Genomic DNA, 21,952 nt, shown 5'->3' with positions numbered 1-21,952 from the left:
GACAGATGGCTCCGAAAAATGTGAATAAGTTAGGCTGGTTGTGCCGCAGGCAGCAGGCGCCGGAGTTTCACCAAGTCGCGTTCCACCTGGCTAACCAATACTTTGCGCAACAAGCTGGCCGGGATAATCCCGAAGAACCGACCGGGTTCCGCTTCAAACTGCCAATGCACATCGAGCCCTTCCGCCGTGGGGGTAAAGTCATAGCAGCCCCGGTAAATAAAAGGCCCCTCAAGCACTGCGAAGGCGTAACGCTTGAGCGGGTCGCGCTCGGTAATCTGGCAGGCAAAATCCATCGTGCGCCCCAGAAAGTTGAACTTGATTTTGTACTGGGCACCAACCGCCGGCTCGGCGGCAGCCATTTCCACCGCGGCACAGGAGCTTTGCCAATACTGGTCATTGAGCGGGTTGGCCAGATAATCAAACCCCACATCGGGGTCGATATTCAGGTGATAGTGATAATCGGCGTGAATCATGCGGCAAATCCTTTGTGGGGTTTCAGTGAAAAATGGTTATCGATAGCACTGGCGACAGCTTGCGCCTGAGGTGCATACATAATGGAGTTGTGATCGCCCGCCAGATCGATTTGGGTCAGGCCGGCAGCGGCCAGTTCACTCCACCCCAAACTGGGGCCGTAATCTTCTTGCTCATCGAGCGCGCGCAACAAGAGTAATGGCAGAGGCTCAGGTTCCGGGAAATAAAGGCGCAGGGCGATACCATTGCCTATGTACACTTGGAAGTAACGCTCCAGTGCCGCCACATCCGCATCCAACGGCAGAACGCCAATGGCTTTAGCCTCATCCAGCACATGGCTAAACATGTGTTCCGGAGCGAGTTCGCGCAGAGTTTCCGGCGCGATGCGCAAGCTTTTGCCGTAGGGGGTGGCCAGATCGCGGGCAAACCAGGACAGCAAGGTGGCGTCATCCGAATCCGCTGGCACATTCGCTTCGATGGGCGCGCGGGTATCGATCAGTACGACGCCATCCACCCACTCGCCGGAACGCTGCAGTTGCCGTGCAACCTCAAACGCGAGAGTGCCACCAAAACACCAGCCACCCAGCAAGTAAGGCCCTTCCGGTTGTAACTGGCGCAGCTGCTCCAGGTAGAGGCTAGCCATATTTTCGATACTGACTTCAGCGGCATCCATATCATCCAGACCCGGTGCCTGAAAGGCGATGACCGGGCGCGCGGGATTGAGCTGACGCACCAATTCCAGATAGCAGAACACATTGCCGCCGATGGGGTGAAATAGCCACAGCGGTTGGGTATCCACACCGGCGCGCAAGGTAATGTTCATCCCCCCTGTTTGATCGCTATGGTTGCGGATACGCGCAGCCAAACTGGCCACGGTTTTGTGTTGCAGTAAATCGGCCAGTGCCAGATCGGCGCCGGTCAGGCGGCGAATAGCAGAGAGCAATTGCACCGCCAGCAGTGAGTGGCCGCCCAAGGCAAAAAAATCATCGTCAGCCCCCACATTGCTCATATCGAGCAATTCACCGAACAAGCCTGCCAACTGCATTTGCAACGCATCCGCAGGTGCGCGATAGGTGCGGCCGGTATCGTCATAACTGGGCTTGGGCAGGGCTTTGCGATCTACCTTGCGGTTGGGTGTCTCGGGAAAAGCAGCCAGCTTGACCCACGCGCTTGGCAGCATATAGGCCGGTAATTTTTCCGCCAACTGTGCGCTTATCACGGCCTGATCGAGTGCTTCATCTGCAATGAGATACGCCACCAAACGGGTATCGCCGGGGCGGTCTTCACGCACAATCACCAGTGCATCCTTAACACCTGCACTCTGTTTGATGAGCTGCTCAATCTCACCCAGCTCGATGCGGTAGCCACGCAATTTGACCTGGAAGTCAAGGCGGCCATGGTGCTCCAGTTGGTTAAGGCTGTTCCAGCGCACCTTATCGCCGGTGCGATAGAGGCGACCCGCACTGCGCAACTGAGGTAGATAGGTGAATTTTTCCTGCGTCAATTCAGGGCGGCGCCAGTAATCCAACGCCAGACCTGTACCGCCAATCCAAAGTTCACCAAACGCGCCGGGAGCGGCGAGCTGACCTTCGGCATCCAGCACATACAATTGCGTATTGGCCAGCGGCTGCCCCAAGTGAATGTTAGTGCCCGGCTCCAAGCGGCTGGCGGTAGACCAGACCGTGGTTTCAGTCGGGCCGTAAACATTCCACAGATGTTCAACCTGAGCGTGTAGGCGACTGGCGAGATCGGGTGTCAGTGCCTCACCACCACAGAGAGCGGTAAAACCCGGCGCGGCTTGCCAACCCGCATCGAGCAGCATTTTCCAGCTCGCCGGTGTCGCCTGCAGGCAATTAATGCCATGGTCATTGAGGCAACGCGCCAATGCCTGACCGTCGTGACTGGTGCTGTTATCGGCAATCATCAGGCTGCCACCACCCAACATTGGCAAAAACAGCTCCAACAGCGAGATATCAAACGCCGTAGTCGTGATTGCCAACAGCCGATGCTGTGCGTCCCAACCCAGCAACTCTTGCATAGAGAGCAGAAAGTTGCGCAGCGAGGCATGTCCCACCCGCACACCTTTGGGTTTGCCGGTAGAGCCTGAGGTGTAAAGAATATACGCCGCTTGGCCGTGAACTGGCTGGAAACCCGCATTGGCAGCCAGTGGCTGATCTACCACCAGACAGGCCATCGGCAGCGGTAAATCATTCAGCAGCGCGCTTTCAGTGAGCAATAAGTGCAGTTGGGCATCTTCGGCGATATAGGCCAAGCGCTCTGCGGGAAAGTTGGGATCCAGCGGAACATAGGCAGCGCCGCAAAGCCACACGCCCAAAATGCTGGCCAGCAGATCGCAATGGCGGTGCAAGAACAGGCCGACATGGGTTTGCGGTGCGACACCTTGTGCAGCCAACGCACCGGCAATGCTGTGCGCCCGCGCCCAGAGTTGTTGGTAGCTGTAGCGCTGCTGGCCATCCATTACCGCCAGTGCATCGGGCGTGGTTTTCACCCGCTCGGCGATATCGCCCAGAATTTCATCCATCCCGAATTGCGCATGGGGTGGATACCAGAGACGCTCCGGCCCCCGCCCCAACTGCAGCAACAGCTGTTGCTGTTCTTCACTGAGGGTTTGCAATTGGTTGATGGGTGTCTCGGGATTAGCAACCAGCGTTTTTACCCAGCGCATAAAATTGTCGCGCACGCGCTGGGCGCTGGCAGGGGTAAACAGCCCAGTCACATATTTTAACTGCCCGGTATATGCGCCATCGCGCTCGCCGCCCATTTCGAGTTGCAGTTCGAGCTGGCCTTCCTGTTGCGGCACCGCAAACGGGCTCAGCATCACCTCGTCAAACCGCAGCACCTGCGCGGGCGGCTCCGGCAGGAAAAAACCTTCAAAATCCGCCAGCAATGGCAGGCGCTCCCAGGAGAAACCTATCTGGCTGAGGGGCGCTAAACCTGGGTCGCGCTCCGGTGCCAGCTGCTCTACCAACCAGGGAAAGGGGCAATCTTGATGCTTGATTGCGCCAATCACCCGCTCGCGCACCTGTTGCAACACCTCCGCAAAGGTTTGCTTGCCATCAACCCCCACACGCAATGCGAGGGTATTGACGAACTGCCCCAGCTGCTGCCGCTCCGCACGCGCCAAACGGCCCGCCACGGGCGATGAGATCACCCAGTCTTCATCGCCACACAGACTGTGAAGACTGATGGCCCAGGTAGCGAGAAAGGTCATAAACGGGGTCACACCGCGCGCGCGCGTCAGGGCTTTGAGCTGATCGCTGGTTTCGCGGCTCAAACTAAAGGCCAACGAACGCCCCTCGTAGGATTGCAGGCGTTGGCGCGGCTGATCCAGCGGTATACCGTGGGCGGGGGGAATGCCTTTCAGTTGCTCGCACCAATAATCACGCCATTGCGCCTGCCGGGCTTCTGGCACAACCTGCAAACTCTCGGCACGTACACCGTAACCCTGCCCATCCGGCTGGGTACTACTGGGAATGGGCAGCCCCAAACGTTGGCAGACATCTTGTAAAAGCAGCCCCAGCGACCAAAAGTCGAGCAGCAAATGGTGTGCAACTGCGACCACCAGCCAGCGATTGGCACTGCGCCGGTAAAGATGCACACGCCATAGCGGAGGTTGGGCGAGATTAAATGGCTGGCGACTATCCTGTCGCGCCAGCTCGCGCAATTGGCAGTCATCCATACCAATCACATCGGTCATGCGGATATCGGCCGCTACCGATGAAAAAACCTGCTGGCAGGGGCCGGCAGCTGTTTCGGGCAGCGCGGTGCGCAGAATCGGATAGTCCCGCAGCAGCGCCGGCAGCAGCGCCTGATAGTGCGTGCGGTGCGCAGAATTGATCTCGGCCTCAAAACTGAACAAAAGATGATAGGCCCCACAATCGGGTGCCATGCGGTGCAAAAACCAAAGCCCTTGTTGCTCCGGCGCCAGGGGATAGCTGGCCTCCAGGTGGGGCAATGGCGCCTCCACCTGGACAGTCCCATCCTTGAGCGTGTCCATTAGCGTTCCCTGATCATCTGGGCGAGCGACTCAGCCAGATCGTTAATGGTTGGGCAATCCCACAGCAGGGTTACCGGCAATTGCATATCCAGCATGTCTTCCAAATCACCGGCAATGGTCAACGCGGAAATGGAATCCAAACCGTATTGGGTCAGGGGTTGATGCGGCTCAACACTGGCTTCCGGTAGGCGCAGCTCCTTCGCTAACATGCTGACCAAGGTTGAGTGCAGATCGAGCGATTCATGCGTAATGGCGTTCATAACTAATTTCCTTGTGGTGGTGAGATTGGCTTTCAGGAGGGGTTTGCGGCAGACCTTTAGCGGCGACCGGCCAGTCGATCAGCGAGAACATTTTGCCCTGATTCAACTGATGCTCCAGTTGCGGATAAAGATGGTCGAGCAAGTCGGCAGGCAATTGTCCGCTGCGGAACTGATATTCACCTTGGCGCAGCAGAATGGCGTGCAGCCAAACCGCCTGCTTGAAAAACACCCCCATATGGTCGAGGTTGTGCAGCCAGAGGCCCAGCGCAGCAACGGCGGAGTGCAAGGCGATATAACGCTCCGCCAGCGCAAACTGACGAGGGCTATTGGATGCGCCACGCACCATAGGTTCGGCCAGAATGTCTTCGTCCAACCGCGCAACCGATTGCTGCAGCGCCCGGGCTTGGCAGCGCAGATTGCTGAGATGATCGGCCGACAAGCTGTGATCTGCTGGCAACTGCTCCAGTTTTTGTAACAATCCGGGCAGGCTTTCAATCACCGCATCGCGTCCGCGACCAAACAGGGTCAGCTGCGCAAAGTTCAGTGGTGGCACCTCGGCGCGCAAATCAAACAGGGCAGCGGTATCCGCTGCGGGCACATCGGCACGGCGCATTTTGGCCAGGCTGGGCAAGAGTGTCGCAAGGCTGTCCAAGCAGATAGGGGTACTGCCATCAAACACCGAAACAATTGAACCGTCGCGCAAAATTTTCTGGAACATGCCCTCCGCATGTTGTTCGCGCATGTAATAGCGCGCGCCCAATACAGAAGCCAATTGCTGACAGGCATGATCGATCAAATGGGTTGTCTGTACCTTGGCAATGCTCGACCAGGTAGAAAACTGCGCGGGAAAAAAGTGCAGCCCGCGCGCCGCAAGAAGGCTAACCACCTCCGCATTTAATTGCGATACATAGGCATTGGCCATAATGTCGCGCGCATGGGGCAAGGCGGCCACGGTACGGCCATAGAGTTTGCGATGCGCCGCAAAATCCGCCACCAGACGCAGAGCGCTGTCGCCCACCCCCAAGGACAACGCACTGCAAAATGAACGAGTGATCTGGAAACCCTTGAGTGCCAACTCCAACCCGTGCCCCTCTTCACCAATCAGGCTGCTAGCGGGAATCAAGCAATTGCGAAAACCGATACCACTGATATCGCAACCGTGTAGACCATGGGTTTTTACCCGCGGCAAATGGTAGTAATGGCGGGATTCCAGATCATTTTTGTTGATGATAAACAGCGAATGGTTGCGCAGGTTTAGACTGTCATTGGTGCGCGCCAACAACACCAGAAAGCCCGAGCGGGTTGCACGATTAATCGGCCATTTTTCACCATTGAGAATGTAATCGCCCTGCGGAGTTTTCGTTGCGGTCAGCTCATTCGCCGTTAAATCAGCGCCGTGATTGGCCTCCGAATAAGCCAAGCAAGGAAACAACCCCTGCTTCATTACCCAGTGCGCAATCTTGTGTTGCTGCGACGAGGAGCCGCCAATCCAACCCAGCATGCTCCACAACATGGTGCTGTAACTCACTGCCAGCGTCATATTGCGGCGAGCCAATACACGCCCCAGCGCCAAAAATGTTTCACTGGAGGTAAATGTACCGCCCAAATGCGCAGGCACATAAGCTTCAGGCAAACCGTGACCGAGCAAAAACGACACTTCTGCTTCAGGGAAGGCATCCTGCTCATCCAGACGCATGGCATTGGCGAACGACAGGCAATTGCTGGCCAGCTCTGGGTCGCCCAGCAATTGTTCCAGACGCAAGGCTTCACTGTATTGAGGCAAATGATTCATCACACTTCCTCCGTGTCAGCCTGCGCCAAACTCACCTGCGCAAAACGTCCATCCAACAACATATCCCGCGCCTGCAACCGCTGGATTTTGCCACTCGACGTTTTCGGAATACGATTAGGTTTGACGAAGGTAATGCTGGCAGGCGCCAACTGATGCGCCTGCGACATGGCGTTGCGTATCGCGGCTTCAATTTCACTTGTTTCACCCTGAAATTTTCCGCGCTCCAATTCAACCACCAAACCAATACTCTCTCCCTCCTCGGTTTCCAGCGAGAAGGCTGCAACGCCGTGGGCCTTCACCGCCGCGTGGGCAAGCTGCACGGTGGCTTCTATATCCTGCGGATAATGATTGTGACCGCGGATAACAATCAGATCCTTAATTCGCCCGGTCACATAAATTTCACCGTCTACCAACGCCCCCAAATCGCCAGTGCGCAGCCAATTGTGCGATGAATCCGCCAACCGGGCAGCAAATGTTTCTGCGGTCACATCAGGGCGATTCCAGTAACCATCGGCCACTGTTTCACCCGCAACCCATATCTCGCCCACCTCGCCCGACGAGCAGCGCAACTGCGTTAAAGGGTCGACAATGGCAACCTCAATTTCTATATCGGGAACTCCGCTGCTCACCAATTCAAGCTCGCCATCGGCCGATGCCATGACCGTACCGGTCGCGAGCGTATGGCGGGCGACCTGCAGGGTTTTTAGCCCGCGCATCACTTGATTGCCGCTGACATAGAGCGTTGTTTCAGCCATGCCGTAACAAGGGAAAAACGCACGCGGATCAAAACCGGCAGGGGCAAAGGTGTCGATAAACCGATGCAGGGTCTCTGCGCGAATAGGTTCAGCACCATTGCCCGCCATACGCAGGCAAGATAAATCCAGCGCCGGAATTTGCTCTGGCTTCGCACGTTTTACACAAAGGTCGTAGGCGAAATTGGGCGCCGCGGTGTGGGTGCCGCGATAAAGACTAATGGCCTCCAGCCACCGCATAGGTCGTTGCAAGAAGCTGGCCGGCACCATTAAGTAGATTGGAAAACCCGTATAGAACGGCTGCACAATGCCGCCGATCAACCCCATGTCGTGATAAGGCGGAATCCACACCACGCCGACACTTGAGGAATCCGTTTGCATGTTGCGCGCAATCATGCGCGAATTGACCATCAAGTGTTTATGTTGGAGGCGCACCCCTTTGGGGGTTCCAGTTGAACCAGAGGTATATTGCAATACCGCCAAAGTATGCGGGCTAATCTCCGGCATTTGCCACGCATCGGCGATTGCATCATCGATACTGTCTGTAGCAATCATCACCAAGCCTGCCGACACCAAATCATCCCATTCAGGCGCACTCAGGGTGCTGATCACATTGCTATTAGATAGCATGATGCGCGCATCCGCATTGGCGACAATCGCCCGCACACGCTCAACCGAGGCATTCATGCGCGGCGCAAAAATTGGCACCGCGGTAACACCTGCATACCAGCAGCCAATCATCGCAAAAATATATTCTGCACTAGGCTGAAATAATAATACCGCACGCTCTCCGCCGAGGTTGAGCGCCAGCAGTTCAGCCGCCACCCTGCGCGCCTGAAAATCAAGTTCAGCATAAGAAATTTCGCGCCCACTCAGGGTTCGATCATCGAGAAACGAAAATGCGAGGCGAGTAGGTTGAAGGGACGAACGTGCGCGCAACAGGCGCACAATATCGGAATAGTCTTCACTAAGCAGTTGGGGCATGATCTCATCTCCTTTGCGACAGTCGCACTTTTTGCAACCATCATATTTGCGGCAGGCGGCAGGGTTAAACTGTGCCAAACCCGGCATCACCTGTTGGTTTGCGATCCTTGCAACAACTTAAAAGCAGCAAGTGTTCCAAGGCGCCGCGACTAATTACACCAATAAAAAAATACGTAAATTTTGCAGATAAAATCCACAAAAAATAATCGCCAATAATTTATTGAATGCACAAAAAATAATTAAGGAGGAAAGCAAAAAAGAATCAGCACTGTTTTTCGCAAGAAAAACCGCCAATAGAGAGAGGAACATTGCCGTAAAAAATGTAAAGCGAAACGCCCTACATTCCCACCAGCAAAACAAGGGAGCCCCCTTGGATTACACTGCCGTCTCTGATCCTTAAAATTTAAACTTTCCCATTAAAAAATCTTCAGCATTCGCTGCGCCGACCCACACTTTTAGGTCGAGGGCATCCTAACGACTACAAATTTCAATAACAAGTCGGATTCAATAAAAACATAAAATTAATTCGCCTCAATCAACCTATGTTTAAAATTATATTGAATCCAATCTTGTTATTAGTTAACAGCGCACGAACACTCGGCAGTGACGCACGCACAATGCTTACTCACATTGCGCAGAAATAGTACCAGAGTGGTTTTTTAAAACTTGTTAAAAATTGTGATGAAAAATTGTGAAAAAGTCACAGACAAAAGTGCTCTTAGACGTCAATAATAAAAACATACCGCCGCAATCAGGTCACTTAAGATTACCCTGAGAGCAGCAAGCTACAGCTTAACCCGCAAGCCCATTCGAGTTAACCCCGCACCTATTCCCATAATCACGCACGCAAAACCCAGACTCCACAAAATCCCCAGAAAACCCGCATCAAACATGTCCGGGCGAAGTTTGAACCCCAAGCTCCCGCACAGCGATAACACCATGTACGGCAATATATACACCAACAATGGATTGGTTGCCGATGGCTCAAAGAATCTTATCCAAGCGCGCTGATGTTTTACATCGACCAACCAATACACCACGCCAAAAATCACACAGCAAAAAAATACGCTAAACAATGCCCAGCTCGGTGTCGCCCAAATTTTGGAGATGGGCGCGATGTGCCAGCTGGCAAACGCAAGCACCAGCACCACACAGGTAAACACCAAATAGTTTTTCAACTTACTCGCGGAAAAATTCGGCAAATAGAATAATTGCGAGAGAATCACACCGGCCAATACAATCGCGGCATGAGTGTGATTGCCATTGGCACTAGCCAGTGTTTGAAATACCGGCATAGATGCCAATGCAGTTTTATTCAATGCAAAAAAGAATCCGATTAATGCCAGTGCAGCAAATGCGAGCGTAAAAAACTGCACCGCTGGCGAGGCAAACTGGCGAGTAATAAGAAACAAAGAAGCTGCAATTAAATAGGCCCAACCAATCAAACCGAGAATACCCCACCACTGGGTGGTCATGCCGGTATTGTTCGGGCCTCTATACATCCACCACAGCATTACCAAACCCGCAATGCCCAGCAGTTTTGCGCCCAGGCTAATTGCAGGCGAAAGTGTTTTGGGATAATTCGACCAAATCAGTAATACATAAATAAACATCAACAGCGTCCACAGCGAGATAGAAATTCCCATCGCCGCTACGTCATAACCGGATTCAGCATTTACCATAAATACACCGATTACAATCAAACCCAAACTGCGCAGCGCAATGTGTTTGAAAGTTTCCAGCGCTGAATCGCCCTTATTAATGCGCGCCTGAATCGCAAACGGAATCGACATGCCGACAATAAATAAAAATGCGGGGAAGACCAGATCGACAAACGTCATGCCGTCCACATTCGCGGGTAAGTGTTTCATCCACTGGGGCACATTGGCGATACCCGCCAACTCGTTGACAAAAACCATGGTGAAAATAATGATGCCGCGAAACACATCAATGGATAAAACGCGGCTTGCAAGCGCAGAGGGATTGTTCATCGTGTATGCCTGTGTTGGTATTATTGATTTGGGCAGTAGTGGGTCAAATTATTATTAAAATTCGCTGTGTGATTGCTCACAAAAAGCACCATACCTGAGCCAAGCGCAGCCCTGCAATCAAAACTGACAACGTTGCCCCGGATTTTACAGTTCTCAACACGGATTAACTCATCAGGGCAAACTAGCGCCAATAAAAAGCCCGCGACATGCGCGGGCTTTTGCGAGGGGCAATCACACTCTATTAATCGTGGTGATGCCCACCTACGCCGTGTGCATGGCCGTGCGCCAACTCGTCATCAGTTGCATCGCGTACTTCCATCACTTCTAATTCAAAGTCGAGATTTTTTCCGGCGAGTGGATGGTTGCTGTCGATATCGACATTAAATTTACCCACTTTTAATACCACTGCATCCCAGGGGCCGTGCTGGGTATTTACCGCGACTTTCATGCCTGGCTTTAATTTGCCTTTGAGCTTTTCATGGCCGTGCAAATGTTTGATAGGAATACGCTGCACCGCACCTTCCTGACGCACACCATAGCCTTGCTCCGGAGTGATGCTGATGGAAACTTTGTCGCCCGCTTGTTTGCCTTCCAACGCGTCTTCTAATGCCGCCAACAAACCATTGTGGCCGTGCAGATAAAGAGTGGGTTCGGTTTCGTAGGATGACTCCAGCAGTTCGCCACCCGTTTCGTTCAGACGGTAGTGAAAGCTGACGACTTTATCGGCAGTGATTTGCATAGCAACTCCAAATTGGGGATCGTTTCAATAGAAAGGTTTTTTGAGGGCGCGAATTGTCGCTGATTTATCGATGTGGCGCAAAGCACAGATTGCAAATCTCTTAGCGCTGCGGCACGGGAGCCAATCGGCGTATGATAGCCGCCCACCTACTATCGCTATTCAACGTTATGTCTACACCGTTTACACCATTACACACGCCCAGGTTTGAAACTGCTCGCCCCCTGCGCGCGGACGAAGTGCATATCTGGTGCTTGGACATCAACCAGTTCACCACAGCGCATTTTGCCGATGCAGCGCGGGTCATGAACCCGAGCGAGCGAGAGCGCGCACAAAAGTTTGTGCGCGGCAAAGAAAGTTATATCGCCAGCCGTTGGTTGCTGCGCAAGGTGCTGGCACGCTATACCGGAGCCACACCCGAGGCGATAGAGTTTTTGCGCAGCGACAAAGGCAAGCCCTATCTGCCGCAGCGCGACATTCACTTCAGCCTGAGCCACAGCGGCCACTGGGCGCTGCTGGCGGTCAGCAACATAGAACTGATCGGGGTAGATATAGAAGCAGTAAGCAGCACGCGGGATTTAACCGGCATCGCCGAAAGTTATTATCACCCGCGCGAATTTGCGCACCTTCAAACACTCGCTGGCGACGCACAACACGATTATTTCTATCGCCTCTGGACGCTTAAAGAAGCCTTCTTTAAAGCAATAGGCACAGGAATTTCGGCAGGACTGGAGAAAATAGCCTTTGAACTCGCGAACGATAGGATTCATGCGCAAATTGCAGCAGAACTGAACCAAGACCGCGATGAATGGCAGTTTCATCAGTGGACGCTGGGGGCACAGAATTACGCCGCACTCGCCAGCAAATGCCAACAGCCGCTGACGCCAAGCTGGTTTGATGTGCTTTCCGTGCCAGCTTTTCCTTGACTCGCTCGCCCCCACTGCTAGCATGGCGACCTGAAAATTTACCAAGCCAATACCTGACCCAGCCCGCCAACCCAAGATAAAAAGAAACTACCATGTTGCCATTTCATCAGGCCGTTAAAGACGACTTCAGCGCAGTTAACCAACTCATCATCGACAAGCTCCACTCGGATGTCGGTCTGGTGGAAAACATCGGTCACTATCTGGTCGAAGCGGGCGGCAAACGTCTGCGTCCACTGCTGGTATTGCTCACCGCCAACGCACTGGGCTATCAGGGTAAGGATCATTTATCGCTCGCGGCGATTATCGAATTCATCCACACCGCAACCTTATTGCATGACGATGTAGTAGACATGTCCAACCTGCGCCGTGGCCGCCCCACCGCCAACGCCCAATGGGGCAATGCGCCGAGTGTATTGGTCGGCGACTTCCTTTACTCCCGCGCGTTTCAGATGATGGTGGCAATTGGCAGCATGGATGTAATGGCGATCCTGAGTGACACCACCAATATCATCGCCGAAGGTGAAGTGCAGCAGCTGGTAAACGCTAAAGACCCGAACGTGAATGAAGAAAACTACTTCCGCGTGATCGATAAAAAAACTGCGATCCTGTTTGCTGCCGCCTGTGAAGTTGCGGCGGTACAGTGTGGCGCCACGCCGGTTCAGCGCGAAGCACTGCGTCTGTATGGCCGCCATGTGGGTGTCGCCTTTCAGCTAGTTGACGATGCCTTGGATTACACCGGCGATGCCGCCACCCTCGGCAAAAATGTCGGCGATGATTTGGCCGAAGGCAAGCCCACTCTGCCCTTGATTCACGCGATGCGCACTGGCACGCCCGAGCAAGCTGAGACTATCGCCAACGCGATTCGCACTGGCGATGCGAGCCTGTTGCCGGCAGTGCTGGAAATCGTCCAAGCCACCGGCGGCATGGCCTATACTCTGGACGCAGCACGGCAGCAAGTGCAGCAGGCATTGGCACAATTGCAACATTTACCCGATAACACTTACACCACTGCAATGAAACAATTAGCCGAGTTTTCACTGGCGCGCAGCTTTTAATCGCTACCATCTATACCAGAACACCTGCGCCATCCAACTGGACAACTGAGCCACAGCGGTTAGAATGGCGCACTTTTGCGCAGGCCATGCCTGCACTCAACGATCACTAGCAGAGTATATTCGATGACTACCTTTGAACCCCAAAGCTCCTACAGCCGAGAAGAGTTGATCAAATGCGGCAACGGCCACTTGTTTGGCCCAGGCAATGCGCAGCTGCCCATTAACAATATGCTTATGCTAGATCGTATCGCTCACATTAGTCAGACCGGCGGTGAATTCGGCAAAGGCGAAATAGTGGCCGAGTTGGACATTAACCCAGACCTGTGGTTTTTTAACTGCCATTTCGCTGGCGATCCAGTAATGCCGGGCTGCTTAGGTTTAGATGCTATGTGGCAATTGGTTGGCTTTTTCCTTGGCTGGAAAGGCAACCCCGGTCGCGGCCGCGCACTCGGCTGTGGCGAAGTTAAGTTCACTGGCGAGATTCTTCCCACCGCCAAAAAGATCACCTATCACATCAACTTAAAGCGTGTAATCGAGCGCAAGTTGATTATGGGTATTGCCGATGGTCGCGTTTCCTGCGATGGCAAAGATATTTATTTCGCGTCAGATTTACGTGTTGGATTATTCCAAAAAAACGATAGCGTTTAAGTATCCACAATAATGATAACGGGTGAGCACCTGACTGCTTATGGCATAATGTTCGCCCTTTTAACCGCATAAAACAGCCATTAGTGCTGTTCAGGTTTAGCTAAAAACAAAAGAGGTAGCCTATGAAACGCGTTGTTGTTACCGGTATGGGAATTGTGTCCTGCCTGGGCAATGATAAAAATACCGTGCTGGATGCATTGCGCGCTGGCCGTTCCGGTATCAAATTTCAGGAAACCTACAAAGAGATGGGCTTCCGTAGCCATGTTGCAGGCTCTATTGATATCAATCTGTCAGAGTTAATCGACCGCAAAGTATTGCGCTTTATGGGCGATGCAGCAGCCTATGCCTACATCTCTATGCAACAGGCGATTACCGACGCAGGCCTGAGCGAAGAGCAAGTTTCCAACGAGCGCACCGGCATCATCATGGGCTCCGGTGGCGCATCTTCGATGAACTTGGTAGAAGCGGCCGACATCCTGCGGGAAAAAGGCCTTAAGCGTGTTGGCCCCTACCGTGTCACCCAAACCATGGGCAGCACCACCTCAGCCTGTTTGGCGACTCCGTTCAAAATCAAAGGCGTTAACTACTCCATCTCTTCTGCCTGTGCGACCAGCGCTCACTGTATTGGCGTAGCGCTAGAGCAAATCCAACTCGGCAAACAAGACATTGTCTTTGCCGGCGGCGGCGAAGAAGAGCATTGGACCCTGACTGCCCTGTTTGATGCCATGGGCGCATTGTCGACCAAATACAACGAAACCCCCGGACAAGCCTCACGCGCCTACGACGCCAATCGCGATGGTTTTGTGATTGCAGGTGGTGGCGGCTGTTTAGTAATTGAAGAATACGAACACGCCAAAGCGCGCGGCGCGAAAATTTACGCCGAGATCGTCGGCTACGGCGCCACCTCTGACGGCTACGACATGGTTGCCCCATCAGGCGAAGGCGCAACCCGCTGCATGAAACAAGCGCTGGCGACTGTGGATGGCGAGATCGACTACATCAACTCTCACGGCACCTCTACGCCAGTGGGTGATTTAGCCGAACTCAAAGCGATCAAAGCGACGTTTGGCGATAAAATTCCCGCCATCAGCTCCACCAAGTCCCTCACCGGCCACAGCCTTGGCGCAACCGGTGTACAAGAGGCGATTTACAGCTTGCTGATGCTGGAAAACGACTTTATCTGCGCCTCGGCCAACATCGAAACCCTTGACCCAGAAGCGGAAGGCATGCCGATTGTGCTCAAGCGTCAAGACGGCGTGAAACTGAACCGTGTGATGTCTAACAGCTTCGGTTTTGGCGGCACTAACGCGACATTAGTTTTTCAACGCGTTTAATACCCAGCCGTAAAAACAAAAACCGCGAGCCGCACCAGCGCCTCGCGGTTTTTTTATTGCTCAACCATTAACACCTGGCTCGACAGAAACCCATCCAACCTGTACATTATTGCGTACATATACATCGAGGTATCTATGGACGCCATCACCTACACCACTGCCCGCGCCAACCTTGCCAGCACTATGGATAAGGTATGCGAAGACCACGAACCACTTATCATCACCCGCAACGGCCAACAATCCGTGGTGATGATCTCGCTCGATGATTACAAAGCCATGGAAGAAACCGCCTACCTGCTCAAAAGCCCTAAAAACGCGCAACGGCTAATGGCAGCAATCGCCCAACTTGAAGACACTAAAGGCACGGAACGGGCATTACTGGAATGAAACTGATTTTTTCAGAGCAAGCCTGGGATGACTACCTGTTCTGGCAAAAGAGTGACCGTAAAATACTGGAGCGGATTAATACCTTGATCAGGGAAATTCAGCGCCAACCCTTCTCCGGCATCGGCAAACCCGAGCCACTCAAACATGCACTGGCAGGCTATTGGTCTCGCCGCATCAACGACGAACATCGCTTAATTTACAAAATGAGCGACAGCGGATTGTTGATCGCGCAATTGCGCTATCACTATTAACAAAGCACTACTGTTCAGCGTTCATCTGCTCGCGGTTATGCAACCACTGCTTTACCAGCGGCAATAAACTCGGGCGCCAGGAGCGGGCTTGAATACCGAAGTAATCGCGCGCGCGGCGGCAGCCGAGAATGGCACTAAGCGGCTGATCGGTGGGTTCATTATCATCTAGCGTAATACTGGGTTCGGCGGTAAGCAGTTGCTGTTGAATCAAGAGTTGCAGCAGCTGCTCGGCGAACTCGTCCTCGGTACAGGCGTCGCTGCTGCAGTAATGCATCACGCCCCAGTTGTCCGCCCCGCAGTGAATTTGTTTGCTCATGGCCACAACAACGCGCGCCACATCGGACAGCGCAGTGGGGGCGCCGCGCAAATGGCGATTAACCGCAACTGAAGCGCCCGCCAGAAATGCACTGAGTAGTCGCGCGAGCAAATTATCGCCATAGGCACCAATCACCCAACTCAGGCGCAGAATGATGTGCTTGGGCAACCCGGCAATCGCCTGCTCCGCCTCCGCAAAGGCGCGGCCAGCTTCATTGAGCGGCGCAATTGCGTCTTTTTCACTATGGGTAACTTTGCCATCACAGCCAAACACAAAGTAGCTAGACAAGTGAATAAGTGGGATCTCCTGTGTGGCACAGACTTGCGCCAGCAGGCGCGCAGTATTGACCAAGGAGGCTTGGTCATCGCGATAAAAAGCTTCCTCCCAGCCGCGACAATTAATAATCAAATCCGGTTGGTGTTTGTGCAGATAGGCCTGCAAGCTCTGCGCATCTGCCCAATCCAATTCGGCTGCGCTCGGCGTCAGCAGCTTGAACGACTCACGCTCCAGCTCATGCTCGAGCGCCCTGCCCAACGGAGAAATTACATCGGTTAACAATAACTTGAATGACATTGCGATCAACATACCCGTAAAATTTTATGCATATTAGCAGCAGCACCCGCTGCAAGGGTAATTCACGCGCGAAAGACTTATACTGCGCGCCCATTTTGAATTAACACCTGCGCCATTGTCGGAACCTCCCTATTCATGAGCCAAAGCCCACTTCCCATTCATCTTGATCTGGCGATTATCGGCGGCGGCGTGGCCGGACTTTGGCTGGCTAATCGCGCCAAGCGTGCCGGGTTCAGTATCGCCCTGTTTGAAGCCAAAGCGCTCGGCAGCGAGCAAACCCTCGCCTCCCAAGGCATGATCCACGGCGGCATGAAATACACCCTCGCGGGTGCACTCACCGGCGCCTCCGAAGCTATAGCAGAAATGCCCAAACACTGGCGCGCCTGCCTGTGCGGTGAAGGCGATGTGGATTTACGCCATACCCGCATCCTCAGCGACCACTTTTTTATGTGGTCGGGGGATGACCTAGGCAGCAAGCTCACCGGCTTCCTTGCCAGCAAAATTACCCGTGGCCGGGTTGAGCCAGTCCATCAAGATCGCCGCCCGCCGCTGCTGCGCCATAAAGATTTCACCGGCAGCCTGTATCGGCTGGAAGACATAGTGATCGATGCCCCCAGCCTCGTCGCCAATCTCGCGCTTAATGTAAAAAGTCACTGCTTCCAGATTGATTGGTCACAAGCCAAGCTGCACAAAAATGCCGAGGGAAAAGTCAGCCTGCGAATTGATACGCCGGAGCAGCCGCTTGAGATTCATGCCCAACGTTTTGTGTTTACCGCCGGTAAGGGCAATGCCGAATTACTGCAGCAACTAGGACTGGCAAGCCCGGCGATGCAATTGCGTCCACTGCAGCAGGTTATGGTAAAACACCACCATCCGTTTGATTTTTACGGCCACTGCCTAGGCCAAGAGAGCACACCGCGCCTGACCATTTCCAGTCACCGCCTGCCCGATGGCGCGCAGGTCTGGTATCTGGGTGGCAGCTTGGCTGAAAAAGGCGCAGGCATGACACCCGACGATCTTATCGAACAAGCCAAACAGGAATTAGGCGAGCTGATCCCCTGGGTGAACCTCGAAGGCGCGGAATGGGCCACTTTGCCAATCGCCCGCGCCGAGCCATTGCAACCCGGCTTGCTGCGCCCCGATAACGCCTTTATCGCCCACGCCGAAGGTGCAAGCAACCTACTGGTCGGCTGGCCGACCAAGTTGACTCTTGCGCCCAACCTCGCCAACCAAGCACTCGATTTACTGGGCGACGCGGGTATAACGCAATCGCACAACAACATTAATTTGCACCAGTATCTGCCTTACGCCGAGCTGGCCAAAACCCCGTGGGAACTGGCATTCCCCCCGGCGATGAGCGCTGAAGAGGCACTGGCACTGCGCTTTCGGGAGCCAGATGATGAGGACGACCAACAATGATGCCGCGTAAACGCCTTGGCCGCACTGATATAGAGGTGAGTACCTTTGGGTTGGGCACGGTAAAATTTGGCCGCACCCAAGGCCTGAAATACCCCCAGAGTTTTAGCCTGCCCAGCGATGAGCAACTGCGCGAATTGCTCAACTGTACCCGTGACATGGGGGTCAACTTTGTCGATACCGCCCCCTCTTATGGTTATAGCGAAGAGCGCTTGGGCGATTTACTGCGCAAAGAGCGCAAAGACTGGGTCATCTCCACCAAAGTCGGTGAAGAGTTTGAAGCCGATAAATTTTCCGATGAAGGCAGATCCTACTTCGACTTCAGCCCCAAACACACCCGCATGAGTGTGGAGCGCTCGCTGCGCCGCTTGCGCACCGACTATCTCGACCTGGTGATGATTCACTCAGACGGCAATGATCTGGACATACTGCTCAACAGCGGCGCACTGCAAACCTTACAACAGCTCAAACAGGAAGGCTGGATTCGCGCACTGGGCATCTCCAGCAAAACGGTGGAAGGCGGGCTGCTCGCCGCCGAAGTCTGCGACGCAGTGATGCTGATGTACCACGCGGATTACACCGATGAAGAGGCGGTGATCGCAAAATCTGCGCAACAAGGTGCGGCAGTTCTACTAAAAAAGGTTCTCGCAAGCGGCCATATCTGCCATGATGCGCCTCCCGTTCACGCTGCCGCAAAAGATGCCGAACAGCGCGAAAACCGTAACCAAGACCCCATCCAGAGCGCATTGGATTTTGCCTACGCTCACCCTGGGGTCACTAGTGCCATTATCGGCACCGTCAATGTCCAACATCTGCGCGCCAATCTAATAAAAGCACTGCGCGCACAAAATTTGGCGTAAGATTCTACAGAGTAAACATATGAGTAATTGGTTAGACGCCGTGAATTGGAACAGCGATGGTTTGGTTCCCGCTATTGCACAGGATGCCAACACCGGTCGCATTTTGATGATGGCTTGGATGAATCGCGAATCGCTCCAGCTTTCAGCCGAGCGCGGTGAGGCAGTCTATTGGTCGCGCTCGCGCAATCAACTCTGGCACAAGGGTGAAACCTCCGGCCATATCCAGAAGCTGCATGAGATTCGTCTCGACTGCGATGAAGATGTCATAGTCCTGCAAGTTGAACAACTGGGCGGCATCGCCTGTCACACGGGTAGAGAATCCTGTTTTTACCGGGTGTTGAAAGATGGCGAATGGCAGACTGTCGAACCCGTATTAAAAGATCCAGCCGACATCTACCGCTAAGATTATCACCCGTTATCAGTAAAAGAGCTGTTCATGAGTAACGATATACTGCAACAACTGACTGAAATTCTCGAAGCGCGCAAAAATAATGCGGGTGCTGAGACATCTTACGTTGCCAGCCTGCATCAAAAAGGGCTGAATAAGATTTTGGAAAAGGTCGGTGAGGAATGCACCGAAACGATTTTGGCCGCGAAGGACGCTCAAGCCACTGGCGATAATTCCGAGCTGATTTACGAAACTGCTGATTTATGGTTTCACAGTCTGGTAATGTTATCGCATCTCGGCACCGACGCCGATGCAGTATTAAAAGAGCTGGCACGTCGCTTTAACGTCTCGGGTCACGACGAAAAAGCAGCGCGTACTCAGGAATAATAATCAAACTTACTTATCTTTTTGCGAGGAAATCATTATGGGTCTCAGCGGCATTAGTATTTGGCAACTCCTTATTGTTCTGGCGATTGTGGTTATGCTGTTCGGCACCAAGCGCTTACGTACCTTGGGTGGCGATTTGGGCAGTATGATCAAGGGCTTCAAAAACTCGATGAGCAGCGATGAAGCCAAAAAAGAAGAAGAGGACGCGCAGAAAATTATCGATCAAAAAAGCACTAGCGCCACACCTGCCGGCGATAAAGTTGACCAAAAAAACACTAAGGTTTAAGCCGTGTTCGATATTGGTTTTACTGAATTACTGGTCTGTCTAATTGTTGCACTGGTGGTTATAGGTCCGGAGCAATTGCCCGGTACTGTACGCACAGTCGGCCTATGGATTGGCCGATTGAAACGCAGCCTGCGCGATACCCGCCAAGAAATTGAGCGGCAAATCGGCGCAGATGATATTCGCCGCCAGCTGCACAACGAAGAAGTGATGCAAAACCTGGAAGAAGCTCGCCTGCGAATTGAAAAAACCATGCGCGAAGCGGAAGCCGAGGCGGCAGCGAATATCGATCAAACGCCAGCCCCTAGCGCTAAAGACTATGGCCCACCGGAAGAGCTACCCGATCACGCTCACACCGCTGATTCAACAGCGCCGCCAAACTCCGCTACCACCGCGGCAGGCGACGAGCCGACGGCAACTTCAACCGCTCAACCCCAGTCAGGTACAGGCCACTAGCACCTCATGAACCAGTCACCCCAGGATAAAGAGCAGCCGCTGGTACAGCATCTGATCGAGTTGCGCACCCGTCTGCTGCATATTGTGTATTTTTTGTTAGCCGTTTTCGTCTGCCTGTTTCCCTTTGCGACCGACATCTACGGCATCATCTCCGCGCCACTGCAGGCGGTGCTGCCCGCCGGCACCCACATGATCGCAACCGATGTGATCTCGCCGTTTTTAACACCGCTCAAGCTCACGTTTTATCTGGCGATGTTTTTGGCAGTGCCGTTTATTTTGTTTCAGATTTGGTCGTTCATCGCGCCCGGATTGTATAAACATGAACAGCAACTGGCGGCGCCCCTGCTGATTTCCAGCGTACTGTTATTTTTTGCCGGTATGGCGTTCGCGTACTTTCTAGTGCTGCCCATGTTATTTAATTTCACCATGGGCATTGAGCTGGAAGGTGTTAGCACTATGACCGACATCACCAAGTACTTGGACTTGGTGCTGCATATGTTTTTTGCCTTTGGTTTTGCCTTTGAAATTCCGGTTGCCACTGTGTTACTGATTCACGCCGGTGTTGTCACTCCCGAAGGGCTGGCAGAAAAGCGCCGCTACATTATTGTTGCGTGTTTTTTCGTGGGGATGCTGCTTACCCCTCCGGACATATTCTCGCAGGCCATGCTCGCTATTCCTATGTGGATGTTGTTTGAAGCAGGTTTATTTTTTGGCCGCATGATTAAGCGCCGCAGTGAAGAGCGCGAAGAAACAGAAGATCAAGACGAACGCGAAGCTAGCGGCGACGAGATAGAAAAAACCACCGACAAATAATCTTATTGCTATAAAACACGGCCTACCCTTGCATGAGAGTAGGCCGTTTTTTATCAAGGCCAACTAGACGCTATTGGCAAAAGCCTCCTGTAATACTGCCTTGTTCTCGGCAAATTTCTGCCAGCCCATCTCATGGAAATAGAATGCCACCGTATTAATGGCCGGCTCCACCAGAGCCATAGTGCCACCAATAACCACACTACCCGTCAAGGCGTAGCCGACGGAAAAGGCAACGCTAAAGTGAACTGCTGCAAATGTTGCGGTCTTTGCCATAATGAGATCCTCGCTTGCTAATGGAGGGCTGATTCACTCGTCTTCAGCCGATGAGTCCATACTACGCAAGCGATAATCATTACCAAAGAAAATTAACCACATAAATCTAATAGCCACTAACTATTTCCACTGACTAAAAGGCGCAAGCGAGAGGCTGGAATTAAAATAGCGCGAATCGTCAGTTACCTCCTCGCCGATCCATGCAGGTCGTGGAAATTCAGAATCCTCAGCAGGCAACTCAATCTCCGCCACTACCAAGCCCAGATTCTCCCCCAAAAACTCATCGACCTCCCAAATAAAACCTTCGTGAAGGATCTTGCGCCGGTTTTTCTCAATCAGCGGCTGCTCACACAGCTTCAATAATTCGCGTGCATCCCACAGGGGAATGGGATATTCAAACTCGGCGCGGCGCGCACCGACAGACTCCCCCTTAATCGTCAGGAAAGCTTCTTCACCCGCTATGCGTACCCGCACCGTGCGCAACTTGTCGCGATTCAAATACCCCTGCGAATAAAACACCGCAGGGGCAGTGCGCCATGCATCACCCACCACCAAAAATTTACGCTCAATTTCTACTGCCAT

23 protein-coding genes are annotated in these 21,952 nt (G+C 53.3%); 13 read left to right on the top strand and 10 right to left on the bottom strand.

Annotated elements, in window-relative coordinates:
• Nucleotides 1–29: 29 nt before the first annotated feature.
• The 7 genes from AWU77_RS20585 to AWU77_RS12470 all read right to left on the bottom strand — a co-directional run bounded on the left by AWU77_RS20585 (nucleotide 30) and on the right by AWU77_RS12470 (nucleotide 11,007).
• The gene (locus tag AWU77_RS20585) at nucleotides 30–473 is read right to left on the bottom strand and encodes an SRPBCC family protein (RefSeq protein ID WP_202966651.1); all 444 of its coding nucleotides are present in this window, start codon (nucleotides 471–473) and stop codon (nucleotides 30–32) included.
• Nucleotides 470–4,489, bottom strand: coding sequence for an amino acid adenylation domain-containing protein (locus AWU77_RS12495; protein WP_084618344.1), 4,020 nt, complete (start codon nucleotides 4,487–4,489; stop codon nucleotides 470–472). Before AWU77_RS12495 ends, AWU77_RS20585 begins: the two co-directional genes overlap by 4 nt.
• Nucleotides 4,489–4,749 (bottom strand): acyl carrier protein, encoded by a 261-nt coding sequence (locus AWU77_RS12490; protein ID WP_062063882.1) that lies wholly within the window; start codon nucleotides 4,747–4,749, stop codon nucleotides 4,489–4,491. Before AWU77_RS12490 ends, AWU77_RS12495 begins: the two co-directional genes overlap by 1 nt.
• Entirely contained in the window at nucleotides 4,730–6,541 is a 1,812-nt protein-coding gene (locus AWU77_RS12485) for an acyl-CoA dehydrogenase (RefSeq protein ID WP_062063880.1), read from the bottom strand. The genes AWU77_RS12490 and AWU77_RS12485 overlap by 20 nt, the downstream gene beginning before the upstream one ends.
• Nucleotides 6,541–8,277, bottom strand: a complete 1,737-nt coding sequence (locus AWU77_RS12480; protein ID WP_193747532.1) for a fatty acyl-AMP ligase — start codon at nucleotides 8,275–8,277, stop codon at nucleotides 6,541–6,543. The genes AWU77_RS12485 and AWU77_RS12480 overlap by 1 nt, the downstream gene beginning before the upstream one ends.
• Before the next feature lie 785 nt (nucleotides 8,278–9,062).
• Nucleotides 9,063–10,268, bottom strand: coding sequence for a DUF5009 domain-containing protein (locus AWU77_RS12475; protein ID WP_062063877.1), 1,206 nt, complete (start codon nucleotides 10,266–10,268; stop codon nucleotides 9,063–9,065).
• 241 nt (nucleotides 10,269–10,509) lie between these two features.
• Complete coding sequence (locus tag AWU77_RS12470) at nucleotides 10,510–11,007, bottom strand: peptidylprolyl isomerase (RefSeq protein WP_062063875.1); 498 nt, start codon at nucleotides 11,005–11,007, stop codon at nucleotides 10,510–10,512.
• A 131-nt stretch (nucleotides 11,008–11,138) separates the two neighbouring features.
• Between AWU77_RS12470 and AWU77_RS12465 the strand changes: the two genes are divergently transcribed.
• The 6 genes from AWU77_RS12465 (at nucleotide 11,139) to AWU77_RS12440 (ending at nucleotide 15,605) form a co-directional block, all read left to right on the top strand.
• Nucleotides 11,139–11,930: a 4'-phosphopantetheinyl transferase superfamily protein gene (locus AWU77_RS12465; RefSeq protein WP_084618342.1), complete on the top strand. Its 792-nt coding sequence runs from the start codon at nucleotides 11,139–11,141 to the stop codon at nucleotides 11,928–11,930.
• A 92-nt stretch (nucleotides 11,931–12,022) separates the two neighbouring features.
• Complete coding sequence (locus tag AWU77_RS12460) at nucleotides 12,023–12,985, top strand: polyprenyl synthetase family protein (protein WP_062063871.1); 963 nt, start codon at nucleotides 12,023–12,025, stop codon at nucleotides 12,983–12,985.
• A gap of 123 nt (nucleotides 12,986–13,108) precedes the next feature.
• Complete coding sequence (gene fabA / locus AWU77_RS12455; RefSeq protein ID WP_062063869.1) at nucleotides 13,109–13,633, top strand: 3-hydroxyacyl-[acyl-carrier-protein] dehydratase FabA; 525 nt, start codon at nucleotides 13,109–13,111, stop codon at nucleotides 13,631–13,633.
• Nucleotides 13,634–13,755: 122 nt separating this feature from the next.
• On the top strand, nucleotides 13,756–14,967 hold the full coding sequence (gene fabB / locus AWU77_RS12450; protein ID WP_062063867.1) for a beta-ketoacyl-ACP synthase I: 1,212 nt from the start codon (nucleotides 13,756–13,758) through the stop codon (nucleotides 14,965–14,967).
• Nucleotides 14,968–15,102: 135 nt separating this feature from the next.
• Nucleotides 15,103–15,354 carry a type II toxin-antitoxin system Phd/YefM family antitoxin gene (locus AWU77_RS12445; protein WP_062063865.1) on the top strand — a complete coding sequence of 84 codons (252 nt, stop codon included), beginning with the start codon at nucleotides 15,103–15,105 and terminating at the stop codon, nucleotides 15,352–15,354.
• The gene (locus AWU77_RS12440) at nucleotides 15,351–15,605 is read left to right on the top strand and encodes a Txe/YoeB family addiction module toxin (RefSeq protein WP_062063863.1); all 255 of its coding nucleotides are present in this window, start codon (nucleotides 15,351–15,353) and stop codon (nucleotides 15,603–15,605) included. The genes AWU77_RS12445 and AWU77_RS12440 overlap by 4 nt, the downstream gene beginning before the upstream one ends.
• A gap of 7 nt (nucleotides 15,606–15,612) precedes the next feature.
• Here the strand turns inward: AWU77_RS12440 and AWU77_RS12435 are convergent, their stop codons facing one another.
• Nucleotides 15,613–16,494 carry a sugar nucleotide-binding protein gene (locus tag AWU77_RS12435; protein ID WP_062063975.1) on the bottom strand — a complete coding sequence of 294 codons (882 nt, stop codon included), beginning with the start codon at nucleotides 16,492–16,494 and terminating at the stop codon, nucleotides 15,613–15,615.
• A gap of 135 nt (nucleotides 16,495–16,629) precedes the next feature.
• Between AWU77_RS12435 and AWU77_RS12430 the strand changes: the two genes are divergently transcribed.
• Genes AWU77_RS12430 through tatC form a run of 7 tightly spaced genes read left to right on the top strand, consistent with a single transcriptional unit; the run spans nucleotide 16,630 to nucleotide 21,097 of the window.
• On the top strand, nucleotides 16,630–17,913 hold the full coding sequence (locus AWU77_RS12430) for an FAD-binding oxidoreductase (protein WP_062063860.1): 1,284 nt from the start codon (nucleotides 16,630–16,632) through the stop codon (nucleotides 17,911–17,913).
• Nucleotides 17,910–18,770 (top strand): aldo/keto reductase, encoded by an 861-nt coding sequence (locus AWU77_RS12425; RefSeq protein ID WP_062063858.1) that lies wholly within the window; start codon nucleotides 17,910–17,912, stop codon nucleotides 18,768–18,770. Before AWU77_RS12430 ends, AWU77_RS12425 begins: the two co-directional genes overlap by 4 nt.
• A gap of 19 nt (nucleotides 18,771–18,789) precedes the next feature.
• Nucleotides 18,790–19,173 carry a phosphoribosyl-AMP cyclohydrolase gene (gene hisI / locus AWU77_RS12420; RefSeq protein ID WP_062063855.1) on the top strand — a complete coding sequence of 128 codons (384 nt, stop codon included), beginning with the start codon at nucleotides 18,790–18,792 and terminating at the stop codon, nucleotides 19,171–19,173.
• A 33-nt stretch (nucleotides 19,174–19,206) separates the two neighbouring features.
• The gene (locus AWU77_RS12415) at nucleotides 19,207–19,545 is read left to right on the top strand and encodes a phosphoribosyl-ATP diphosphatase (RefSeq protein WP_062063853.1); all 339 of its coding nucleotides are present in this window, start codon (nucleotides 19,207–19,209) and stop codon (nucleotides 19,543–19,545) included.
• A 37-nt stretch (nucleotides 19,546–19,582) separates the two neighbouring features.
• Nucleotides 19,583–19,831: a twin-arginine translocase TatA/TatE family subunit gene (gene tatA / locus AWU77_RS12410; protein ID WP_062063851.1), complete on the top strand. Its 249-nt coding sequence runs from the start codon at nucleotides 19,583–19,585 to the stop codon at nucleotides 19,829–19,831.
• Between the two features lie 3 nt (nucleotides 19,832–19,834).
• Nucleotides 19,835–20,284 (top strand): Sec-independent protein translocase protein TatB, encoded by a 450-nt coding sequence (gene tatB / locus AWU77_RS20130; RefSeq protein WP_084618340.1) that lies wholly within the window; start codon nucleotides 19,835–19,837, stop codon nucleotides 20,282–20,284.
• A gap of 6 nt (nucleotides 20,285–20,290) precedes the next feature.
• Nucleotides 20,291–21,097, top strand: coding sequence for a twin-arginine translocase subunit TatC (gene tatC, locus AWU77_RS12400; protein WP_062063849.1), 807 nt, complete (start codon nucleotides 20,291–20,293; stop codon nucleotides 21,095–21,097).
• A 63-nt stretch (nucleotides 21,098–21,160) separates the two neighbouring features.
• Here tatC and AWU77_RS12395 read toward each other — a convergent pair whose 3' ends face one another.
• Both AWU77_RS12395 and AWU77_RS12390 read right to left on the bottom strand, forming a co-directional pair.
• Entirely contained in the window at nucleotides 21,161–21,370 is a 210-nt protein-coding gene (locus tag AWU77_RS12395) for a DUF2061 domain-containing protein (RefSeq protein ID WP_062063847.1), read from the bottom strand.
• A gap of 120 nt (nucleotides 21,371–21,490) precedes the next feature.
• Nucleotides 21,491–21,952, bottom strand: coding sequence for a CYTH domain-containing protein (locus AWU77_RS12390; RefSeq protein ID WP_062063845.1), 462 nt, complete (start codon nucleotides 21,950–21,952; stop codon nucleotides 21,491–21,493).

The sequence above is a fragment of the Cellvibrio sp. OA-2007 genome (genome assembly GCF_000953825.1).
In the GTDB taxonomy this organism is placed as follows: domain Bacteria; phylum Pseudomonadota; class Gammaproteobacteria; order Pseudomonadales; family Cellvibrionaceae; genus Cellvibrio.
The sequence above is the reverse complement of the archived record's forward strand: the minus strand, read 5'-3'. Positions and strand labels throughout refer to the sequence as shown.

Coding starts and splice junctions, on each gene's coding strand:
- fabB (WP_062063867.1), top strand. CDS start 13,756: ATGAAACGCGTTGTTGTTACCGGTATGGGAATTGTGTCCTGCCTGGGC.
- AWU77_RS12440 (WP_062063863.1), top strand. CDS start 15,351: ATGAAACTGATTTTTTCAGAGCAAGCCTGGGATGACTACCTGTTCTGG.
- AWU77_RS12470 (WP_062063875.1), bottom strand. CDS start 11,007: ATGCAAATCACTGCCGATAAAGTCGTCAGCTTTCACTACCGTCTGAAC.
- AWU77_RS12415 (WP_062063853.1), top strand. CDS start 19,207: ATGAGTAACGATATACTGCAACAACTGACTGAAATTCTCGAAGCGCGC.
- AWU77_RS12490 (WP_062063882.1), bottom strand. CDS start 4,749: ATGAACGCCATTACGCATGAATCGCTCGATCTGCACTCAACCTTGGTC.
- AWU77_RS12425 (WP_062063858.1), top strand. CDS start 17,910: ATGATGCCGCGTAAACGCCTTGGCCGCACTGATATAGAGGTGAGTACC.
- tatC (WP_062063849.1), top strand. CDS start 20,291: ATGAACCAGTCACCCCAGGATAAAGAGCAGCCGCTGGTACAGCATCTG.
- AWU77_RS12480 (WP_193747532.1), bottom strand. CDS start 8,277: ATGCCCCAACTGCTTAGTGAAGACTATTCCGATATTGTGCGCCTGTTG.
- fabA (WP_062063869.1), top strand. CDS start 13,109: ATGACTACCTTTGAACCCCAAAGCTCCTACAGCCGAGAAGAGTTGATC.
- hisI (WP_062063855.1), top strand. CDS start 18,790: ATGAGTAATTGGTTAGACGCCGTGAATTGGAACAGCGATGGTTTGGTT.
- AWU77_RS12485 (WP_062063880.1), bottom strand. CDS start 6,541: ATGAATCATTTGCCTCAATACAGTGAAGCCTTGCGTCTGGAACAATTG.
- AWU77_RS12465 (WP_084618342.1), top strand. CDS start 11,139: ATGATAGCCGCCCACCTACTATCGCTATTCAACGTTATGTCTACACCG.
- AWU77_RS12460 (WP_062063871.1), top strand. CDS start 12,023: ATGTTGCCATTTCATCAGGCCGTTAAAGACGACTTCAGCGCAGTTAAC.
- AWU77_RS12435 (WP_062063975.1), bottom strand. CDS start 16,494: ATGTCATTCAAGTTATTGTTAACCGATGTAATTTCTCCGTTGGGCAGG.
- AWU77_RS12395 (WP_062063847.1), bottom strand. CDS start 21,370: ATGGCAAAGACCGCAACATTTGCAGCAGTTCACTTTAGCGTTGCCTTT.
- AWU77_RS12445 (WP_062063865.1), top strand. CDS start 15,103: ATGGACGCCATCACCTACACCACTGCCCGCGCCAACCTTGCCAGCACT.
- AWU77_RS12475 (WP_062063877.1), bottom strand. CDS start 10,268: ATGAACAATCCCTCTGCGCTTGCAAGCCGCGTTTTATCCATTGATGTG.
- AWU77_RS12390 (WP_062063845.1), bottom strand. CDS start 21,952: ATGGCAGTAGAAATTGAGCGTAAATTTTTGGTGGTGGGTGATGCATGG.
- AWU77_RS12495 (WP_084618344.1), bottom strand. CDS start 4,489: ATGGACACGCTCAAGGATGGGACTGTCCAGGTGGAGGCGCCATTGCCC.
- AWU77_RS12430 (WP_062063860.1), top strand. CDS start 16,630: ATGAGCCAAAGCCCACTTCCCATTCATCTTGATCTGGCGATTATCGGC.
- AWU77_RS20585 (WP_202966651.1), bottom strand. CDS start 473: ATGATTCACGCCGATTATCACTATCACCTGAATATCGACCCCGATGTG.
- tatA (WP_062063851.1), top strand. CDS start 19,583: ATGGGTCTCAGCGGCATTAGTATTTGGCAACTCCTTATTGTTCTGGCG.